The 19,507-nt window shown below is 55.6% G+C and carries 17 protein-coding genes and 1 pseudogene; 6 read left to right on the top strand and 12 right to left on the bottom strand.

Translation table 11 applies throughout. From position 1 onward, the window contains the following. Window positions 1-372, bottom strand: a pseudogene (locus KP708_RS02085) (biotin/lipoyl-binding protein); the annotation flags it as partial. A 115-nt stretch (window positions 373-487) separates the two neighbouring features. Between KP708_RS02085 and KP708_RS02080 the strand changes: the two are divergent. After that, window positions 488-1,144: a TetR/AcrR family transcriptional regulator gene (locus KP708_RS02080; RefSeq protein WP_252347345.1), complete on the top strand. Its 657-nt coding sequence runs from the start codon at window positions 488-490 to the stop codon at window positions 1,142-1,144. Between the two features lie 5 nt (window positions 1,145-1,149). Here the strand turns inward: KP708_RS02080 and KP708_RS02075 are convergent, their stop codons facing one another. The 5 genes from KP708_RS02075 to fliL all read right to left on the bottom strand — a co-directional run bounded on the left by KP708_RS02075 (window position 1,150) and on the right by fliL (window position 6,417). Further along, window positions 1,150-3,450, bottom strand: a complete 2,301-nt coding sequence (locus KP708_RS02075) for a hypothetical protein (protein WP_252348072.1) — start codon at window positions 3,448-3,450, stop codon at window positions 1,150-1,152. A 128-nt stretch (window positions 3,451-3,578) separates the two neighbouring features. Beyond that, window positions 3,579-4,298: a MotE family protein gene (locus tag KP708_RS02070; protein WP_202207149.1), complete on the bottom strand. Its 720-nt coding sequence runs from the start codon at window positions 4,296-4,298 to the stop codon at window positions 3,579-3,581. 5 nt (window positions 4,299-4,303) lie between these two features. Then, the gene (locus KP708_RS02065; protein ID WP_215750074.1) at window positions 4,304-4,807 is read right to left on the bottom strand and encodes a DUF6468 domain-containing protein; all 504 of its coding nucleotides are present in this window, start codon (window positions 4,805-4,807) and stop codon (window positions 4,304-4,306) included. A gap of 18 nt (window positions 4,808-4,825) precedes the next feature. Then, window positions 4,826-5,944: a flagellar motor switch protein FliM gene (fliM, locus tag KP708_RS02060; protein WP_252347344.1), complete on the bottom strand. Its 1,119-nt coding sequence runs from the start codon at window positions 5,942-5,944 to the stop codon at window positions 4,826-4,828. Continuing rightward, on the bottom strand, window positions 5,944-6,417 hold the full coding sequence (gene fliL / locus KP708_RS02055) for a flagellar basal body-associated protein FliL (protein WP_202207147.1): 474 nt from the start codon (window positions 6,415-6,417) through the stop codon (window positions 5,944-5,946). Before fliL ends, fliM begins: the two co-directional genes overlap by 1 nt. A 63-nt stretch (window positions 6,418-6,480) precedes the next feature. Between fliL and KP708_RS02050 the strand changes: the two genes are divergently transcribed. Beyond that, complete coding sequence (locus tag KP708_RS02050) at window positions 6,481-7,722, top strand: lytic transglycosylase domain-containing protein (RefSeq protein WP_215750072.1); 1,242 nt, start codon at window positions 6,481-6,483, stop codon at window positions 7,720-7,722. 169 nt (window positions 7,723-7,891) lie between these two features. Then, window positions 7,892-9,307, top strand: coding sequence for an amino acid permease (locus KP708_RS02045; protein ID WP_215750070.1), 1,416 nt, complete (start codon window positions 7,892-7,894; stop codon window positions 9,305-9,307). Between the two features lie 58 nt (window positions 9,308-9,365). Here the strand turns inward: KP708_RS02045 and KP708_RS02040 are convergent, their stop codons facing one another. The 6 genes from KP708_RS02040 to pstC are packed head-to-tail and all read right to left on the bottom strand — an operon-like array spanning window position 9,366 to window position 14,695. After that, window positions 9,366-10,625 (bottom strand): cell wall metabolism sensor histidine kinase WalK, encoded by a 1,260-nt coding sequence (locus KP708_RS02040; RefSeq protein ID WP_215750068.1) that lies wholly within the window; start codon window positions 10,623-10,625, stop codon window positions 9,366-9,368. Then, entirely contained in the window at window positions 10,622-11,344 is a 723-nt protein-coding gene (locus KP708_RS02035; protein ID WP_202207143.1) for a response regulator, read from the bottom strand. Before KP708_RS02035 ends, KP708_RS02040 begins: the two co-directional genes overlap by 4 nt. Further along, window positions 11,341-12,063, bottom strand: a complete 723-nt coding sequence (gene phoU / locus KP708_RS02030) for a phosphate signaling complex protein PhoU (protein WP_202207142.1) — start codon at window positions 12,061-12,063, stop codon at window positions 11,341-11,343. The genes KP708_RS02035 and phoU overlap by 4 nt, the downstream gene beginning before the upstream one ends. Window positions 12,064-12,069: 6 nt before the next feature. Further along, on the bottom strand, window positions 12,070-12,840 hold the full coding sequence (gene pstB, locus KP708_RS02025; protein WP_371822701.1) for a phosphate ABC transporter ATP-binding protein PstB: 771 nt from the start codon (window positions 12,838-12,840) through the stop codon (window positions 12,070-12,072). Between the two features lie 17 nt (window positions 12,841-12,857). After that, complete coding sequence (gene pstA, locus KP708_RS02020) at window positions 12,858-13,730, bottom strand: phosphate ABC transporter permease PstA (protein WP_215750066.1); 873 nt, start codon at window positions 13,728-13,730, stop codon at window positions 12,858-12,860. After that, the gene (gene pstC, locus KP708_RS02015; RefSeq protein ID WP_202207139.1) at window positions 13,727-14,695 is read right to left on the bottom strand and encodes a phosphate ABC transporter permease subunit PstC; all 969 of its coding nucleotides are present in this window, start codon (window positions 14,693-14,695) and stop codon (window positions 13,727-13,729) included. Before pstC ends, pstA begins: the two co-directional genes overlap by 4 nt. A 273-nt stretch (window positions 14,696-14,968) precedes the next feature. Here pstC and KP708_RS02010 point away from each other — a divergent pair, with 273 nt between their 5' ends. The 3 genes from KP708_RS02010 (at window position 14,969) to KP708_RS02000 (ending at window position 19,483) form a co-directional block, all read left to right on the top strand. Next, window positions 14,969-17,494 (top strand): glycosyltransferase, encoded by a 2,526-nt coding sequence (locus KP708_RS02010; RefSeq protein ID WP_215750064.1) that lies wholly within the window; start codon window positions 14,969-14,971, stop codon window positions 17,492-17,494. A 59-nt stretch (window positions 17,495-17,553) separates the two neighbouring features. Next, window positions 17,554-18,093 carry a DNA starvation/stationary phase protection protein Dps gene (gene dps / locus KP708_RS02005; protein ID WP_046900719.1) on the top strand — a complete coding sequence of 180 codons (540 nt, stop codon included), beginning with the start codon at window positions 17,554-17,556 and terminating at the stop codon, window positions 18,091-18,093. Between the two features lie 163 nt (window positions 18,094-18,256). Continuing rightward, window positions 18,257-19,483 carry a hypothetical protein gene (locus KP708_RS02000; RefSeq protein ID WP_252347343.1) on the top strand — a complete coding sequence of 409 codons (1,227 nt, stop codon included), beginning with the start codon at window positions 18,257-18,259 and terminating at the stop codon, window positions 19,481-19,483. Window positions 19,484-19,507: the final 24 nt, after the last annotated feature.

Below are 19,507 nucleotides of genomic sequence, written 5' to 3'. Positions count from 1 at the left end.
CTGGTCATAAGCAGCCTGATACGGCGCAATATAAACCTGGAACAGCTGCTGCCCTTTTTTGACGTCCGCACCCTGCTCAAAGTCACGCGAGACAATCACACCATTCACCTGCGGCCGGATCTGCGCCTGTTCATAGGCATCCGTTCGGCCGGGAAGAGACGTCTCCAGCGTAACCGGCTGGGTTTGCAGCGTCATGACGCCAACAGGCTGTGGCGGCAATTGCGGAGCGGCAGCTTTCTTCTGACAGCCAGCAACCAAGAAAGGCATGGCTGCCAGCAAAGGGATCATTGTTTTGGCCTGACGGCGCATCTGACCTTTCTCCAAGACGACAGTCGCGGACGACATCCAAAATGTTTTCTGAAAAGAAGGCATGATACAGCCGCTATCCTGTGATACAGAAACCACGCAGTTTCCAGTTGTTCCGGAAACTAGCCGGTTTCTTTGATGAACGTCAATTCGGCCGGTACGAATAATCCCGGAGTTGATCTTGAACAGTCCCACTTCCGCCCTACCCGATACCCGCAAGCTGCGGTGCTGCGATCATAACGGTTCAGTGGATGACGCAGAGCGCAAGACGCGGATCCTGAATGCTGCAAGTTCAATGCTCACGACTCATGGCTATCATGCAGCGTCCATGGACAGCATTGCTACGTGCTCCGGGATGTCCAAAAAGACGCTCTACCAGTTTTTCGAGTCTAAAAAATCTCTTTTCGAGACCCTTATTATCGAACGGCTTTTCGCCCCGATCCCTTACACGCCGGTTGAAACAGATCCGCTGCCCCAACAGCTCCAGATGATGATGATGCTTATCGCAGAGCAGCTTTTCGACGAAGAGCGGCTTGGCCTGCTGAAATCCATTATCACGGAAACCACGCGCAATCCTGCCGTACGTCAAATCGTCACAGATCTGTTTCATCTCTCTGGTCGCGCGCTGCCGGTTCAACAGTGGCTGACCAAGCAGGTCCAGGCAGGTCACCTTGATATCGAGAACATCGAAGAGGCCGCCGACCTACTTTTCAGCATGACCCTTGGCGGCCCGCTGCTCGCGCATCTGACTCACTGCAAGCCTCCCAAGGAAGGCGAAAATCTGGCCCATTTTATGGCGTATGGGATCCAGACTTTTCTCAAGGCCCATAGTACCTGACTGCTTTACCCACCTACGGGCAGACCTGCCGGACTTTCTCCAACAAGAAGATTAAAGACCCCTGCGGACGATGAGTGCTCCATTGAAGAACCATACTGCTTTTTCAGCATAGTAAGCGTGGCGCCATCATGAGCTCTTGAGGCATCACCGGCCAGTTCCAGAACCAGGGCTTCCAGCTCTACTGACAGAGTTGAAGCATCTTTTCGCGCCGCCCAAGCCGCATCGAGGGCTGGCTTCAGAGCAGACACTGCACCAGCCCAGTCCTTCGCCTGCTCCATCAGTTTCGCACGCATTTTCAAAGCCTGAACCTCTGTCCGGCCTGTGAGGTAACGTTCCGCTTTAGGCAGATCGTGTTGGGCCTGCGCAATTTCGGCGCGAAGCAAAGTCACATCCAATGCTTCCAGTTGCCCTCCCGGAAGCGCAGAAACATCTTCTGGCTTTTCCGCTGGTAAATCATGGAGTGCCGCACCCAGATCACCCGCATCAAGATCCAGACGAACAAGCTTCAGCATAGTGTCCTGATGTTCCGCCCCCTGCTGGTTCCGCAGAAGACGACGCAAGACCATTCGTTGAGCTGCCGGAAGACCTAACACAGCATAACGACGGTCCAGAGCTTTCAGAAAATAGGTTTGCAATGTCGGATCATTCGGCGTGATCGTCAGGGCTGATTTCAACAGCTCAACTTCGGCGAGAGCACCGGGCATTTCGATATTTTTCTGTTCCGCAAGCCCTCGGGCAATGACGATTACCCTGTCATGCCCAGGAAAATCCTCTTGCCCATAGACAGCCTGCCCGTCTTGCACGCCCTGTTGAGCGGCGCGCCATTCTTTCCCTTTAATGAAGGCATCAATACTCAACAGGCGTGCCTCACGCTCCCTTCCTGCCATTCGAAAAGCAGGCATAAGGGCATCCACACGCTCACCTACTGCTTTTGCGGGCAAAGCACCTGTTTCAAGATCCCGTTTCAAAGCGGCTTCGCGTGCAACAGGCCATATCAGGGGAGCAGGATCATGAGCGAGCTTTTCAAGCTGCTCTCTTGCATCCGACGCACGGGTATCCGTTGCCACCAAGGCACGCGCAAGCGCAGTTTCAGGCCCCAAAGGCAGAGACGATAGAACGCCCCGATCTTTTGCCGTGCCGTATCGCGCGACCCACTCTGCCCCCACTGGTAACAGGCGGTGCCGCAAAGGCTGAGAATAAGCCGAGACCGATGGCAAGCCTGCCGCAATCAAGCTTGCTATAAGGGTTCTCTGCGCATTGACATCACGCCCGTCTCCCACAAGGGGAAACTGCGCACGCACCATGCCTCGCCAGAACTGATCTTCCGGCGCCGCCCCTTCTTCTTCCGTTAAGAGAGACTGATCAGCGCGACCGTTGAGCACTGCCGCAATCTGTTTCAGTCTTCGTACATCCTTGCGCGCACCCCCTTCAGGTTGATCTTCCAGTGCTGCCTGCAAAACCTGAGAAACCAATGCACCATTCGCCAATCTCGCCGCTGCCTGTGCCAGACGGACCCGCGCATCAAAGCGCTGTCCTGCTGACGCTGTTGCCGCCGCGATCCAGGCGCGATGAACACTGTCTCGCAGATTTTCAGGCGCACTATCGGCCAACGATACCCCGGCATCCGAGGCCCCATAAGCAGCCAGCTTTCCGCCAGCGAGAAGCGGAGTATCACCTGGGCCAACTCGATCCAGAAAAAACTGCTTTCCGCTTTGCCTTAACTCGATTGCATCGTCATCAGCCGCGATAACCAGCCCCGTCAGGCTAGGGCGAACCTCAAAACCCGCTCCACGCCGGATCAAGTCACCGGATATAGATCCTGACCGTGAGAGACCGAGCAAAAGTCGCCGACCGGAATCTGGATCCCGGAACGTGACAACGGCCAAAGCCCCATCCGTCCGAGGTGGCATGAAAGTTAAGGCACCGCCATCTTGGCCCAATAACATAGCGTCTGTTGGTGAGGCCGGCTGTTGTGCGAGAGAGACCGTCCATCCATGCCCGGCAGGCCTGACTGATGGAATGGCTCCTTCAGGGCACAGGATGCTAACAGCCGTCACATCCGCCATAACACGAGCAGATACAGCCTCGAATGGCGTATCATTTGTGAGCCCTGCAGTGTCTATAGCATGGCGCCCGGCAGCGACGATCAGGAGACGCCGACCATTCTGAAAGGCAGCAACCGGCGTCATCTCACCCAAAGGTAGCCATAAGCCAGTTGCGGTTGGGGCAACATCCTCTTTAGCCTGTATAACAGGCTGCACACCGACGTTCGCGCGTTCTACCGCCGCCTTCTCCTTCTTTGACAAAAGGGGGGAAGGATCATTTAGAAATGACCAGCCTGATGGAAGAAGCGCACTCCCCGTAGACGGTAAAGCTGATGCGCTTTCTGACAGCATCAACACTATCAGCACACACAGGCATCTACGCCCCAGCATTACCCGTTATCCCCAACACGCATCCCAGGATGCGCATGAGCATTTGCGAGCATCTGTGTCGCCAGAATAGCCCTTTGTGGAGACATGGCTTCCATGATCGCTGAAGCCTTCCGCGGGCTCATACGGTTCAGAAGGCCCACGCCAACCCGCAAATCAAGAATATTGAAAATAGCGGCCGCATCGACGGGCTTCATCGCCTCATAAATCCTGACCAGTCTTTCCGCATCCTGGTTCAAAAGCTCGTCCGAATGTCGTGCTGTCTCTTCAAACTGCGAACGGGATGTCTGGAGTGCGGTCATCCGACGTTGCAGTTCTTCTTCTGCCGCATCTACCAGACGTTGCCGATCTTCCAACGCAGCGGCCTTGCGATCCAGTTCCTGCTGCCGTGCAGCCAGCTCTGCTTTCAGCCCGGGATCAGGCGTTATCGGCGCCATTTCATTTGCCGACTGAAGCGCTCCCTGACATCCCCCTGCCTTGCAAAGATCTGGAGAGGCAAGCTTCTGCTGAGCAGGTTTCCCATCCTGCGCCTCAGACGACTTGCTTGCAGTTCCTTCAGCATCAGCGTTCGGTGAGGCTTGTGAGGTGGTCGGCTGCGCCACGGCAGACGACATCAATGACGAATTGGTTGACGCATCAACATACCCAACCAGATCGTAAACTTTCGCGCCCAGCAAGATGATCATCAAACCACAGGCAATATGCAGCAAGCGGAAGAGCATGAGCGTTACACCTGCTTCTGACGAAGAGCACGCAACAGTTCCCGTTCTGCTGCAGTCTTACCGGATGGCGTTTTCAAAGTACTCGCCGCCAGCCATCGTCCTTCATCTGCCCTGACGCGTGCAGAGAAACGAGGGCTATCCATATCCGGCGCCTCTGCCTCCCTGACAGTCGCGGTATTGGCAGGGCGGCCAATTGACGCTGTTTTTTCCAAAATCTGAGCAACGGCTTCTGATCGTTCGCAGAGTATCGTCAGCTCATGTTTGAGGCTCTTTCCGCTCTCCACCGTTTTGCCAAGCGAACGACCAACCATTTCAGTCGTCTGACGCAGATGGTCGATACCGGCTTGAGCCTGCTGACTACTACTATGCAAACTCGCAATTAGGGCATCCAGCTCTCCCCGGTTTCGACGAATGACCGATAGCGCCCGCCCAAGATAGAGGCTGTAGAAAATCGTAATCAGCAGCAGGGCTGACAGAGCAACTTCAAGCACAATCTGGAACCTGTCCATGGAAACTGCTCCGCCTTTTCAGCTGTACGCAGAAGGGCGATCAGCGGCCCCTCCGCCAATAAGATTTTCTTCAATACGAACCGCGACATGACCCTGCTTCTTGCCAACCCGCCCCCGAAAGACCGTCTTTCCGCCACAGCGCAGTTGAACGAGAGCCGTAGGATCACGGCGCAGCACCAGCATCTCGCCCGGCGAAAGAGCCATGATGTCCTGCAAATTCATGCTCTGCTCTTCCAGAACGGCGTCGAGCGTGACGTCAGTATTCCAGAGCTCTTGGGCAAGATGACTTTCCCAGATGCCGTCATGGCCAAATTTTTCACCCATGAACTGTTGCAGCAGGATTTCCCGAACAGGCTCCAGCGTCGCATGCGGCAGAATGAGATCTACATCTCCGCCGCGTCCATCCATATCAATGCCAAACCGTGCCAACACGACGCCATTTGCGGCACGGGAAATGGTCGCAAAACGGGAGTTCAATTCCAGCCGTTCAAAGCGGAAGTTCACAGCGCATAAAGGGCTGAAACTCATGGAGAGATCGGAGAGGATCACACGGATCAGAGGTTCAACTAGCGCCCGCTCAATCGCCGTATGATGCCGTCCTTCTGTCCGCCTCTCGCCATCTCCGTGAGGACGAACACGATCACGCCCTCCCAGCAACGCATCAATGACGCTGTAAACAAGAGAAGAGTTGAGAACGAGAATTCCGTAATTGTCCCACTCCTCCGCCTTGAAGACGGCAAACATGGATTGCCCGGAAACATTCTCCAGATAATCCCCGAACCTCTGGGAAGCCAGACGATCCATTGAGACTTCAACGTTATCGCTGGTGAAGTTGCGTAGGCTGGTCGTGAGAATCCGGACGAGACGGTCAAAAACCACCTCAAGCATAGGGAGCCGCTCGTAAGAGACGAACGACGTGCTCAGCAGTTTTTCCAGACCACTTCCTTCGCCGCCACCGCTCACGTTGGCGTCGCTCCCGAAGAGGCTATCAATCTCGTCCTGGTTCAGAATCCGGTCCGCACCGTCATCTTCTGGAAAACCAAGATCATCCATAGAAAGGGCAAACCGCGGCATCGGCGCATCGTTTACACCGCCCTCCGACATCGGGGCGGCTTCTGCCTTCTGTGCGTCTGGCATCACTGCACCAGAACTTCCACAAAGAAGAGATCCCGCACGACGAGCGGCGCAAGAATGTTAGAAATCTGCGCCAGCATGGTTTCCCGCAGACGATAGATTCCCGCTCCGGTCAGTTCGTCCGGGCGCATCCCATGCAAGCAGGTCTGGAAGGCATCCTGTATCTGGGGCATGAGCGACCCGATTTTTGCCGTATCTTTGCTGTCTTCAACCTGAAGGCGCGCACTGATCCGGACATAACGCGCCCTGCCATCTCCGGTATCAAGGTTGGACACCAGCGTCGGGATGGTAATGAGTGTCAGGGATATCGGTTGAGACGCCGCTTTTACGGGACGGGACGCAGGATGTTGGAAATGTCGCCAAGCGAATACGCCGCCTCCAGCCAGCAGAGCACAGAGCACTGCTGCGATCAGGATAATCCTGCGTTTTCCGCCAGCTTTCGCCGGGATCTCAAGTTCCGGAGTCTCCGTCGTCACTGTCTGTCTGCCTTCTCTTTCGGACAGACGGCATCATTCGAGAAAAAGATTAACATTGGGTTTATGACGCGTCGGAAAAGGCCCCTTGTCCTGTACGCTGGAAGCCTTTGCCTGACAGGACTCCTTCTCGCTGGATGCGCCTCCCAACCCTCTCCCTACAATCGGTATTACGCGGCAAACGGCGCTTACAAAGCCCCCGGCACAGCCAGTGATCCCTGGGGGCCATACATTCAGCAGGCGGCCAATCGCTTCTCGATTCCCGAAGCGTGGATCAGAGCTGTCATTCATCAGGAATCGGGAGGACATCAGTATCTGAACGGCCAGCCCATCACATCCAGCGCCGGAGCCATGGGCCTGATGCAGCTCATGCCGCAAACCTATGCCGAAATGCAGAGCCGGTTCGGGCTTGGTTCTGATCCATATGAACCGCATGACAACATCATGGCAGGAACCGGCTACATCAAAATACTGTCTCGTAAATATGGGGCGCCAGCATTCCTAGCCGCTTATAACGCCGGGCCACAGCGCCTTGAGGACTATCTCTATCAAGGGCGCTCTCTTCCAAACGAGACCGTTAACTACGTCGCAAGCATCACGCCGCATCTGGGTACACAGATCGCTATGACAGGACCATTGGCAGCCTACGCGTCGTCACAGCAACTGAACGCATCTCCTATGGAGGTCGCAGAAGCACCTGATACCAGCACACAACTGGCCATGGCTCAGTCTTCCAGACAGTATGGTTCAACACAGCAGAGCGTTCAGCAGGCATGGTCCAGACGGCGCATTACGTCTGTCCCGTCAGATACAATGCCACCGGAACTGCCGCCTCTTGGCCCCTGTGACCCGGATGCCGCCTATGATCCAAGTATGGCCTGCACTCCCGTCTCCGTCCCCAACCGTCAACTTGCAGCCCCGTCTGCAACTGTCGAGCAATCGACAGTTGCCAGCACGCTCCTGCCTCCGGCTCCTGTCATTCCCACACCACCTCGAACACCTCGCGCCTCTCAGAGTCTGACACCCACAGCCGTCAGCTATCGCGCGCCAGGAACTTACGGAGACTGGGGCATTCAGGTCGGAGCTTTTGCGAATCCCGGACAGGCACGCTTTGCCGCGAACATGGCGCGACAGACGGCATTCTCTCCACTTCAGGCATCGCAAATCCAAATTCAGCCCACAATGTCTCATGGAACGCGCTTCTATAGAGCCCGTCTTGCTGGTATCAGCCGGGCCGGGGCTGCCAGTGCCTGTAGCAGTCTGACAGCGCAGGGCATGGCCTGCATGGCCGTTCCACCTGGACATTAAATGTCTCAAAAGTCTGAATTTTCGTAAGGAAACTCAATGCTCGTTGGCAATGAGAGGACTTTGCCGTATGTTCCCATGCAGATTGGACATACCTGCCACGCATGAAGTGTAGGTGACTCCCGTCCAGACATTGATTCACCCCGCCGATCCCGGCCCTCAGGATGCGCAGATGACGACCAGCCCTGCTCACGATCACACTCCACCATCGGAAGATGTCATCAGCGAGGAAGGGTATCACAAGGATCTTGGTCGTCGACACGTTCAGATGATCGCCATCGGTGGCGCCATCGGAACCGGACTGTTCCTTGGTGCTGGCTCCCGCCTTCAGGTTGCCGGTCCTTCCCTTGCGCTGATCTATGCCGTTTGCGGCGTTTTTTCTTTCTTGATTCTCCGTGCCCTTGGAGAACTGGTCATGTACCGCCCGACCAGCGGTAGTTTCGTGACCTATGCCCGCGAATTTCTTGGCGAAAAAGCCGCCTATGCTGCGGGCTGGCTCTCATTCCTCAACTGGGCCATGACGGGCATCGTCGATATCACCGCCGTCGCCCTTTACATGCACTACTGGGCCGTTTTCGTGGACGTCCCCCAGTGGGTTTTCGCTCTTGGCGCTCTCAGCATCGTTGGCACGATGAACATGATCGGCGTCCGCTATTTCGGTGAGATGGAGTTCTGGTTTTCGCTCATCAAGGTCGTGGCGCTTGCTGCATTTCTCATCGCCGGAACGCTTATTCTCGGCAGCCGGATGCCCGTAGCCGGGCACACCACGGGCCTTCATCTGATCACAGAGAACGGTGGCCTGTTCCCGCATGGAATCATGCCAGTCTTTCTGCTGCTGCAGGGTGTGGTGTTTGCCTATTCCGCCATTGAACTGATTGGCACTGCCGCTGGAGAATGCCACGATGCGCGTGAAATTCTGCCGCGCGCTGTGAACAGCGTCATCTGGCGTATCGGTCTCTTCTATGTTGGCTCGGTTGTCCTGCTCGTCTGCCTGCTGCCATGGACAGCCTATCATGCTGGCGTCAGCCCGTTCGTGACGTTCTTTCAGGCACTTGGAATTCCGGGCGTTGGCACGATCATGAACATCGTTGTCCTGACTGCGGCACTGTCCAGCCTCAATTCAGGCCTGTACTCCACAGGTCGCGTACTGCGTGCCTTGTCCCTTGGTGGATCAGGCCCTCAGGTGCTTTCGAAGATGAACAAAAGCTCCGTACCTTACATGGGTATCCTGACGACGCTTTCTGTTTATCTGGTTGGCGTTGGCCTGAACTACCTGATCCCTTCCCGCGTGTTTGAAGTGGTTCTGAACTTCTCGGCCATCGGAATCATCAGCACATGGGGTTTCATCCTGTTGTGCCAGCTTCGCCTACGAGCCGCTATCAATCGCGGCGAAATTGCTCCGACAACTTTTGCCATGCCTGGCGCCCCCTATACCAACTGGGCAACACTAGGGTTTCTGGCCTTTGTTCTTCTGATGATGGCTTTCGATTACCCGGACGGCACGATCACCATTGGTGCCATTCCTCTGATCGGACTTATCCTTGTAGGCGGATGGCTCCTTCTGGCGCGCACCCGAAAAGCCCACTGAGATACTAATAAAAAAGCACTCCTTATCGGGGCGCTTTTTTTATGAGCTCCTGTCGAAATCAGGAGTTCTCGACAGGCAGGGCGCCAACAGGCGGAAGCCACACAAGGCACGTCGTCCCGCGCCCCGGCGCACTGGCGACCCTGAGTCTTCCACCGTGTCGGTCAAGAATATGCCGAACGATAGACAAGCCAAGACCAGTGCCCTGTTTGGCCGGCTCTACCTTATCCACCACACGATAAAACCGCTCTGTCAGCCTGGGGAGATGATGCGCTTCCATACCGCGCCCATTGTCTTCTACCCCAAGCAGTACGCCTCCCTCTTCAGGCCAGCGGTCATCCCGATCCGGGGCCCGTCGGGCGAACAGAGTTACAGTGAAGGGGCGACCTTCTTCCTGGCCATACCGCAGAGCATTTTCGATAAGGTTCAGAAGCACCTGAACCATCTCATCCTCATCCGCCCGGATTGTCAGCTCGTCCTCAATGGCAATTTTGAGCGTACATCCTGGCTCATCAAACCGAGGAGCGACCTCTCCAAGTACAATCGCCATCAGATCTGCGATTTCAACCAGATCACGGGGCCGCTGATGCTCATGAGCCTGGACACGAGACAGATACAGCAACCGGTCGATCAGGCGTTTCAGCCGGGCAGACTGCTGAGCCATGATCTCCAGAAACTGCTGTCTCGTCCCTTCATTCATGCTGCTCCCCCCAGTTCGGAGGGCATCAATGAAGCCACTCAGAGACGCCAGAGGCGTACGGAGCTCATGACTGGCATGAGCTACGAAATCGACCCGCATCCTGTCCAGAACCTGCGCTTCGCTACGATCCGAGAGCATGACAAGCACGCGTGTATACCGGTCGTGCGGGGCAGAAATTCTTCTCAGTGAGAGATGAAGCGTACGAGGGACTGGAACGTCCAGCGTGAACGTGGTGGAACAGATTGAGGGCAAGCCATCCACATCATTGGGTGCAACGCGTAATGCGGCAGAGAGAGCCGAGCGTGCGGCAGGATGACGGAGGATAGCCCCTACACTATCCCCAAACTGGGTAAGTGCCTCCTCGTTGGCCTGAAGAACTGCCCCGAGCCGGTCCAGCAGAAGAACACTCCCGGGGAAGATCTCGATAGGAAGAATAGTCTCTGAAGCTGGTCCTGCGGAGGCCAGGGCTGAATGTTCGGTATGTGCAGGTAACGGCACAGAAGGACGCCGCAAAGCCAGAAACACACATCCCCATCCGGCAACCGCCACGCCCATAAGAACAAGCCCTGCCCAGAGAGGCAGACCTTCATGGGAGACGGCTACCAGGCTTTCAGCCTTCAAAGCCCGTCCGTGACAGGACCATCATCCAGTGCATAACCAGCGGCCCGGACAGTGCGCACCAGGTCCGGCTCGTTAGGACCATTGATTGCCTTGCGAAGTCGCCGGATATGCACGTCGATCGTGCGGATCTCGACATGGATATTTTGCCCCCAGATCCGCCGCAAAAGATCTTCTCGGGAAAAAACCTTCCGTGGATTACGGATTAGCAGATCCAGAAGACGGTATTCCGTTGGGCCGAGTGACAGCAGACGACCTGCCCGTTCAATCCGATGCGTTTCCGGGTCCAGCGTAATATCTGCAAAAGACAGCACATCGTATGAAGACTGATGTCGGCGCAGAAGGGCCCGCAGACGTGCATCCAGCGTATCGACGCTGCAAGGCTTGATCAGATAGTCATCCGCGCCTGTATCGAGCCCACGAATGGCGTCCTGCTCGCCCGAGCGAGCCGTTAGCAGCAGAACCGGAAGATCCCGCAGGGCCGGATTACTACGAATACGACGACACAGATCAAGCCCCGACATCCCCGGGAGCATCCAGTCCAGTACGGCAGCATCTGGACGGGCCGTCTCAAGAAACAGGAGAGCCGTTTCAGCATCCGCGGCAGTTTCGACACGATAACCCCGCTGTTCGAGGTTATAGCGCATCATCAGGAGCAAAGCGGGATCATCCTCAACAACGAGAATAAGCCCCTTTGCCCTGATCTGGGTGCTTCCGCTCACCGGTCGGGCTGTTCAGCAGCGTTATCAGCAGTTGCAGGCGCGCCCCGCGGACGCACGGCCGGCAGGTTGTCTCCCGTCACGGCATAGAAGACGCGTTCAGCAATATTGGTGGCGTGATCACCAATCCGTTCAAGGTTCTTGGCAATGAACAGAAGCTCCGTGCAGGCACGGATGTTCCGTGGATCTTCCATCATGTAGGTCACGAGCTCACGGAACAACGCCGTGTAATACTCATCCACCGCGCGGTCTGCGTGCCAGACTTCCATGGCCCGGTTGGAATCCTGCTGCGTGATGGCGTCGATGGACCGGCGCAGATTGTCCTGCACCAGACGCCCCATGCTCCGCAGACCGGACAGCGAAATCTGCCCGTCAGCGCCACGAATGCGGAGGGACCGACGCGCGATGGACGAGGCATAATCGCCGATACGTTCCAGATCGCCAGTGATTTTCAGCGCTGCAACGATCTCGCGCAGATCGCTGGCCATCGGGCTTCGCAGAGCCAGGAGGCGAATGGCAAGACTTTCGACGTCCCGCTCCAGCTCATCTACGTCCGGATCCTGACGGGCTGCGGCATCGGCAGCTTCCTCATTCCGGTCTGCGATGGCCGAAAGCGCCAAGGCGACCTGATTCTCTACGATGCCACCCATCTGGGACATCATGGACCGGAGCTGCCCCAGCTCCTGCTCGTAGCTTTTAACGATATGAGATCTGTCAGCCATGGCGGATTATCCAAATCTTCCGGTGATGTAGTCCTGGGTCTGCTGCTGGCGTGGATTGGTGAAGATACGATCTGCCGCATCCACTTCAATCAGCCGCCCCATGTAGAAAAATGCAACCTGATCCGCACAACGCGCAGCCTGCTGCATATTGTGTGTCACGATCGCAATGGTGAACTCTTCCTTGAGTTCGTCCAGAAGCTCTTCAATGCGCGCTGTAGAGATCGGGTCCAATGCGGAAGTCGGTTCGTCCAACAGCAGCACTTCGGGACGTGTTGCGATGGACCGCGCAATGCACAGTCTCTGCTGCTGACCGCCCGAGAGGCCGGCTGCCGGAGCATTCAGGCGATCCCGCACTTCATTCCACAGGGCGACGCGTGTCAGAACGTCCTGCACGCGCACATCCATGTCTGCTTTGCTCAGTCGCTCATGGAGGCGCACACCGAATGCGATGTTGTCATAGATCGACATGGGAAACGGCGTCGGTTTCTGGAACACCATGCCGATCCGCGCGCGCAGGATGTTCAGATCCAGCCCGGTTTCAAGAATGTTGCGACCATCGAAAATCACTTCTCCCGTTGCACGCTGTCCCGGATAGAGATCATACATCCGGTTGAAGATCCGCAGAAGCGTGGACTTGCCACACCCGCTGGGGCCGATCATCGCCGTCACTTTCCGGGCGGGAAAGTCGATGCTGATATCGTGCAGGGCATGGTTTTGCCCGTAGTAGAAGTTCAGATTGCGAACGGCGAGGGCCACTTGCGGCTTGGTCTCGTTCATTTTGAAATCCTGTAAAGTCATCCGCGCCGGGCCGAAAAACGAACGGCAATATTGATGGCCAGAACACCTAGTGTCACCAGAAGAGCACCAGCCCAAGCGAGCTGTACCCAGTCGTCATAGGACGCGCCCGCATACTGGTAGATCGTTACCGGCAGACTGGCCATCGGGTGGTTCAGGCTGAAGGACCAGTTCTGATTACCGAGAGATGTGAAAAGCAGGGGGGCTGTTTCACCACTCACACGAGCCAGAGCCAGAAGAATACCTGTCAGAACGCCGGTCTTCGCTGAGCGCAGACAAAGAAAGAGGGTTACACGCCAACGTGTTGCACCCAGCGCTGCTCCAGCCTCCCGCATTGCGACCGGCACAAGCCGCAACATGTCTTCCGTTGTGCGCACGATGATCGGCACGGCGAGAATGGCAAGAGCAACTGAACCCGCCAATGCAGAGAAATGGCCGAACGGTGCCACCAGAACCTGATAGACGAACAGCCCAACCAGAATGGACGGGACAGACATCAGAACATCAGAAACAAACCGCACACAGGAGGCGAAGCGGTTCTGTCTGGAGCCATACTCGGACAGATAAATGCCACAGCCCAAACCCAGTGGCGTTGCCATCGCGAGCGCCAGTGTCGTCTGGATCACGCTGCCAAGAATAGCGTTTGCCAGCCCTCCCCCAGAACCTGGAGGCCCCATAGGCCTGAAAAGCGCACTTGCCGACAAGCCAACAATGCCACGCGAGAGCAGGGTCCAGAGAATGGACGTCAGAACCAGCACGAGGATCGCAGCCGCAATCATACCCAGAATGGTGGCGACACGATCTTTCCGACGACGACGCGCGCCGCACGGATTGGGAGCCCAGCCGGGAGAATGCGTTGTCATGTTGCTCATTTTCTATCCCCCCGTAGCATCCTTGCGAGAGACAGGCTGGCAAACGACAGCAGCATGAGAATGAAACCAAGAGCCAGCAGAGACGACAAACGAAGCGACCCGGCCGGACTTTCCGGAAACTGGAGAGCAATCAGAGACGCGACCGTGCTTCTCGGAGCAAACAGGGACCATCCTACGGCCGTCACATTTCCGATCACAAATGTGACGGCCATTGTCTCGCCCAAAGCGCGCCCCATGCCCAGAACAACAGCTCCGATCATGCCCGAACGGGACCAAGGCACGACGACTTTCCACATCACGTCCCAGCGCGTCGCTCCCAGCCCATAGGCACTCTCGCGAAGCATACCCGGCATGGCACTGAAGACGTCCCGCATGACTGCTGTCATGAAAGGGGCGATCATCATGGCCAGTACCAGACCTGCCGTCATCAATCCCGTGCCAAAAGGCGCACCATGAATCAGCATATTGATCCCCGGGACATGCCGGAAATGATGCGTCATGAAGGGTTGGACATGTCGTGCCATGAAAGGCACGATCGTGAAGAAGCCCCACATACCAAAAATGATGGATGGCACTGCCGCCAGAAGCTGAACGGCAGTGCCAACAATGGCTGCAATTTTGGGAGGCGCGATGGCGGTCAGCCAGAATGCCGTACCAAAAGCCAGCGGCATTGCAATCAATACACCAATCAGAGTGCTGACGATTGTGCCGAACAGGGGAGCCCAGGCACCGTATTCATTCGAAACAGGATTCCAGACATCCCGGAACGCAAATCCAAGACCAAATGTCCTGAAAGCCTCCTGCCCACCAACACCCATCAGCACGACAAGGCCACCGAGGACAATCAGGACCAGCAGGGAGCATCCACCGACAACCGCCTGAAATGCGGTATCTGCGTTACTCCGTTTTTCCGGATGTTCGGAAACGGAAACCTTTTCGGGTTGCCTGGCTGGGGCAAGTGTCATGCGTCAAAGGCTCTGGCTGTGATAACTGGTGCAGACTGACGACAGGTGCCGCCACTTCCGTGCATTAGCCGTCCCGACCCGGAAGGACAACCGGCGCAGGCAAAGCAAGGCATGAAAGATTTATGTCACGCTCGATCCATTTTTTTTTTGGCACACCTGAGACTGGCTCCCCAAGACACATTTCAGCAATTGATTTAACCTTCCGGAAAACAGTCCTTTTTGCCTTTCAGAGAACACCCAAGGGCAGGAAAGAGGAGCAGGAAACCCGTGACGATGAAACAACCTCCGCTGCCGCCCCAGACGACTTCAGGCTTTTTCATGGGGTATTTCGATCTTTTCGAAGGGGGCAGAGCACGGGGTTGGGCCGTGGACATTCGCGGCCAAGGACCGGTCAGACTTCATATCCTGATTGATCAGCAGGAAGTCATGCAGGTTCTCTGCGACCATCAGCGGTCAGACATTCAGGCTGCCCTGAAGCTTCCGACTTCGAAAGTCGGGTTCGAATTTACGGTTCCTGAAAAATTCATGGATGGCGTCTCTCACGAATTCTCCATTCGCTTTCCGGACCGCTCGATCCTCCCACTCACGAATCCTTCTACTCCTGACGTTCCGCCTCTGCCGATCCTTCAGTTCACGGGAAAGCTGTTACCGGAATATCAGAGCTATATTGACGGCGTGAAACAGGGCGCTCTCCGTGGCTGGGTTCTTTGCTCGGACAAGCCTGGTGCAACAAAACACGGGCGATGCATGATCTCCGTCTTTGCAGACGGTGTTCCAATGGCTCAGGTTCGGGCCGATCGGTATCGCGGAGATGTCGCCGCAGCGCTGGGCTGCGATCCGAACTGTGGCTTCGAAATTCCCATTCCTCAGCACCTTCGTGGCAGTGGACCCCGGAAATTCCGGATCATTACCCTTCCTGATGCCGTAGAACTCAGTGGAAGCCCGCTTGTCACCTCTGTCGCAGACGATGCACTGGAATCACGCCTCGTTGATCTCCTGAGCGTCATCGACGGGCTGCATCGGAAACTTTCTGAATTGCGTCAGGAAGTCAGGGACCTGGTTCCTCGGCGCGGCTACAATCTCGGCGATTACAACCGCTGGGCTCATCGATATTATCCGCTCCTGCGAGAGCGAGTTGCCAAACAGCGTCAGTTGCCAGGCGGAAAAGGGCAAGAGGAGCCCCTGGTTTCCATTCTGTGCCCGACCTATCGCCCGCTCAAAAGCGACTTCGAGGCTGCCCTCAATTCAGTGCTGTCCCAGACCTACGCAAACTGGGAGCTCATCATCGTTGATGATGCGGGTCAATGCGCCCAGACGACCGCCGTAATTGAGCAGTTCTGCAAAACCGATCAACGGATCCGCGCTGTACCACTTGAGAAAAACGCAGGCATCTCTGGCGCAACAAATGCTGCCATGGATGCTGCTCGAGGTCAGTATGTCGTTTTCTTTGACCATGATGACCTCATGGTGGATGTCGCGGTTGAAGTGATGGTCCGTGCGGCTCTGGAGACGGGGGCGAAGCTCCTTTATTCAGACGAAGATAAAATAGACCAGGCTGGCTATTTCTTAGAACCCAATCTCAAGCCCGATTTCAATTACCGCTATCTGCTGGGCTGCAACTACATCTGTCATCTGACGATGGTTGAGGCAGAGACCATGCGTAGAATTGGCCACCTGAAGTCAGACTATGATGGCGCACAGGATCATGACTTTGTTCTACGGGCGACAGAAATCCTGTCTCCGGCGGAAATTCATCATGTTCCCGAAATTCTCTATCACTGGCGCAAAACCCCCAATTCCACTGCCGTCAATGTGGCCAACAAGACCTACGCCATTGAAGCCGGCGTCAGGTGTGTGCATGACCATCTCAAACGCAAGAAGGTCCGGGCCAAAGTCTCGTCCATCCGCGGGCTGACGCTGTATGGCGTGGAGTGGCTGACGAAAAAGGCTCCCAAAGTCACAATTATCATTCCGTTCAAGGATCAGGTTGAAACCACGCGCCAGTGTGTTGATGCCCTCCTTGATAAAACTTCCTACAAGAATTTTGACATCATTCTGGTCAACAACTGGTCGGTCGAGCATGAGACGGCTGACTTCATCGCTGAAATACAGAAGCACCCGAAGGTCTCCGTCCTGACAGTTGAGGAACCCTTCAACTATTCACGCCTCAACAATCTCGCTGTCGATCAGACGAATGCTGACTATCTGATGTTCATGAACAACGATGTCTTCGTTGAACATTCAAACTGGCTTCACATTGCGATTGGAGAGGCTCTGGCTGCACCAGATATCGGAGCAGTTGGCGCAAAACTTCTCTATCCCAATGATACAATTCAGCATGCGGGCGTCGCGGTGGGGCCGACTGGGATAGGCGCTCACGTTCACCGGGGTGATCCACTGACAGAATATGGCTACATCGGACGCACCATGCTTTCGCATGAGGTCACGGCTGTCACGGCAGCGGCCATGCTGGTTCGAGCAGACGTTTTTCGTGAAGTCGGTGGGTTCGACGAGAAAGAACTGACCGTCGCCTACAACGATGTCGATCTTTGCCTGAAAATCCGCGACGCGGGTTATCGGATCATCTTCTGCGCGGAAGTCATCGCCTATCATCATGAAAGTCTATCGCGCGGCAGCGATGATCGTCCGGAACATGAAGCTCGCTTCTTTCATGAAACCCAGACCATGCTGGCCCGTTGGAGTGACAATCCACTTTTCGAACGAGATCCCGCTTACCCGCGCTATTTCACGGTAGACCAGCAGCCATTCTTCGATCTTGTGGATCCGGAAACACTATGAAACCCATTCAGGATTTCTGCGTTTGACCGGATAACGAACCCTGTTGCAGGAGAACCATCATGGCCACGAAATCCAACCGCCATGTCACACAGAACGACACCGCAGACAACACGAAGAGCGTCTCGATTGAAACGCTCAATGCTCGTCTGGCCGATCTGATTGACCTCGCCCTGATCACGAAACAGGCCCACTGGAACCTTAAGGGTCCGCAGTTCATCGGCGTCCACGAAATGCTGGATGGCTTCCGTACGAGCATTGATGACTTTGTGGATACGACAGCAGAACGCGCTACGCAGCTTGGTGGCACGGCATACGGTACGGTGCAGGATGTCTCCAAGAATTCATCTTGCAAGCCATACCCGACCGACATCTATCGCGTCGCAGACCATATCGCGGCTCTGATTGATCGCTATGCCACTGTTGCAAACAACGTGCGTGAGGCCATCAAGATCACGGATGAAGCAGGCGACGATGACACGTCTGACCTTTTCACCGAGGTTTCCCGCGGTCTGGACAAGCACCTGTGGTTCCTGGAAGCCCATGTACAGGAACCGACCGGCCAGATGCGTGACGGTGACCATGAAGGCAAGCGAGCCTAATACGCGCCTGCATTACTAAGCCTGAAAACGGAGCGGTCTTGGGCCGCTCCGTTTTTTATTGTGGCACTTGCCCCTCAACAATATCGCGATTACCAATAAAGGCACAAAAGGCGCCGCCTGAGGTGAGCCTTGATCACGACTTTCCTGAAGCGGGACAACAGGCATGACTTCCGAAGATCAAACGACACACCAAGATAGCGCGGCTTGGGATCTGTCCGAATGGGAAGCCTTGAGAGAAGAAGATACGCCATCTTCTAATGCCGCCGAAGAACCCGCAGCGCCACCAGTGCCCGCTTCACCAGCACTACCGGACCCTCAGGCTGCCGCATATCTCGCACAGCATGGCGCAGACACTGTTGAACATGCTTTTGCGCTTGCCAATATCTTGCACACCAATCGCAGCGTAGCTGAAGCAGCAACATACTACGGCCGTGCGTTTGAACTGCATTCCAAGTCTCCCACGCAATATCCTCTGGCACAGTCACTTTTGCAGGTTAGGCTTCTTTGTCTGCTCAAGGCAGGCCAGCCCATTCCGCAACATGAACTCGCTGAGCTGCGCAGCCTGAACATCCCGTTTGCAAACTATATCGATGGGACATCCCACGCCTGGCGTGGAACGCCACCACGTGATGCCCTGAACATTATGGGTAATGCTTACGACGAATTCCATACGGGCGAAGAAGTTGATTCTGTCGCATTGGAAATCGCGCTTAGAGCCTCCCCCTCTATATTTTCAGCAACTCCGCAGGGCGACGATATCTATAATCGTATTCCACGGAAGATGTTTCTCTATTGGGATAAAAATCCGCCAGCAGAAATCCAGAAGAATTTTGACTATCACAAAGCGATCTCCAGCTTTGAAGTCAAAACCTTCAATAAGGAAGAAGCTGCTGAATGGCTTTACGATAATTACGGGATTGAAGCCCGCACACTGTTTCTGAGTGCCCGACACCCAGCTGAAGCCGCTGATTTTCTGCGGGTCCACGTCATCCAGCTCCTTGGTGGCTGGTGGCTGGATGCCGACATTCGCGTCAAGAGCGATGCAGCGCTCCAGTTCATGGCAGAGCGCAAGGAAGGTTCAGCCTTCTTCCTCACACATAACCAAGTCGTTCATAATGACTTCTTCGGATCGGTTGCTAACAGCGACGTACTGACGGACTGCCTGCTGTCCCTGTATCGAAACTGCTATCTGCACCAAGGGCTCTTCATTGCCTACAAAACGGGTCCTGGCATCTTCAACCGTGCATTGAACCGTATTGCCCATCGGTCCCTCCAGGGCCGGACACCTGCAAAATCCATCGAAATCTTTGACCACCATGTCTTCAACGACATAATTGAAGAATTCGATACACCTTACAAAACCCAGTTGCCTTCCTGGTACACAGCCTAAGAGCTTACTGGCCCCGAAAGCTCT

Origin of the sequence: Gluconobacter sp. P5H9_a (assembly GCF_018812085.1) — a bacterium.
Lineage (GTDB): Bacteria > Pseudomonadota > Alphaproteobacteria > Acetobacterales > Acetobacteraceae > Gluconobacter.
The sequence above is the reverse complement of the archived record's forward strand: the minus strand, read 5'-3'. Positions and strand labels throughout refer to the sequence as shown.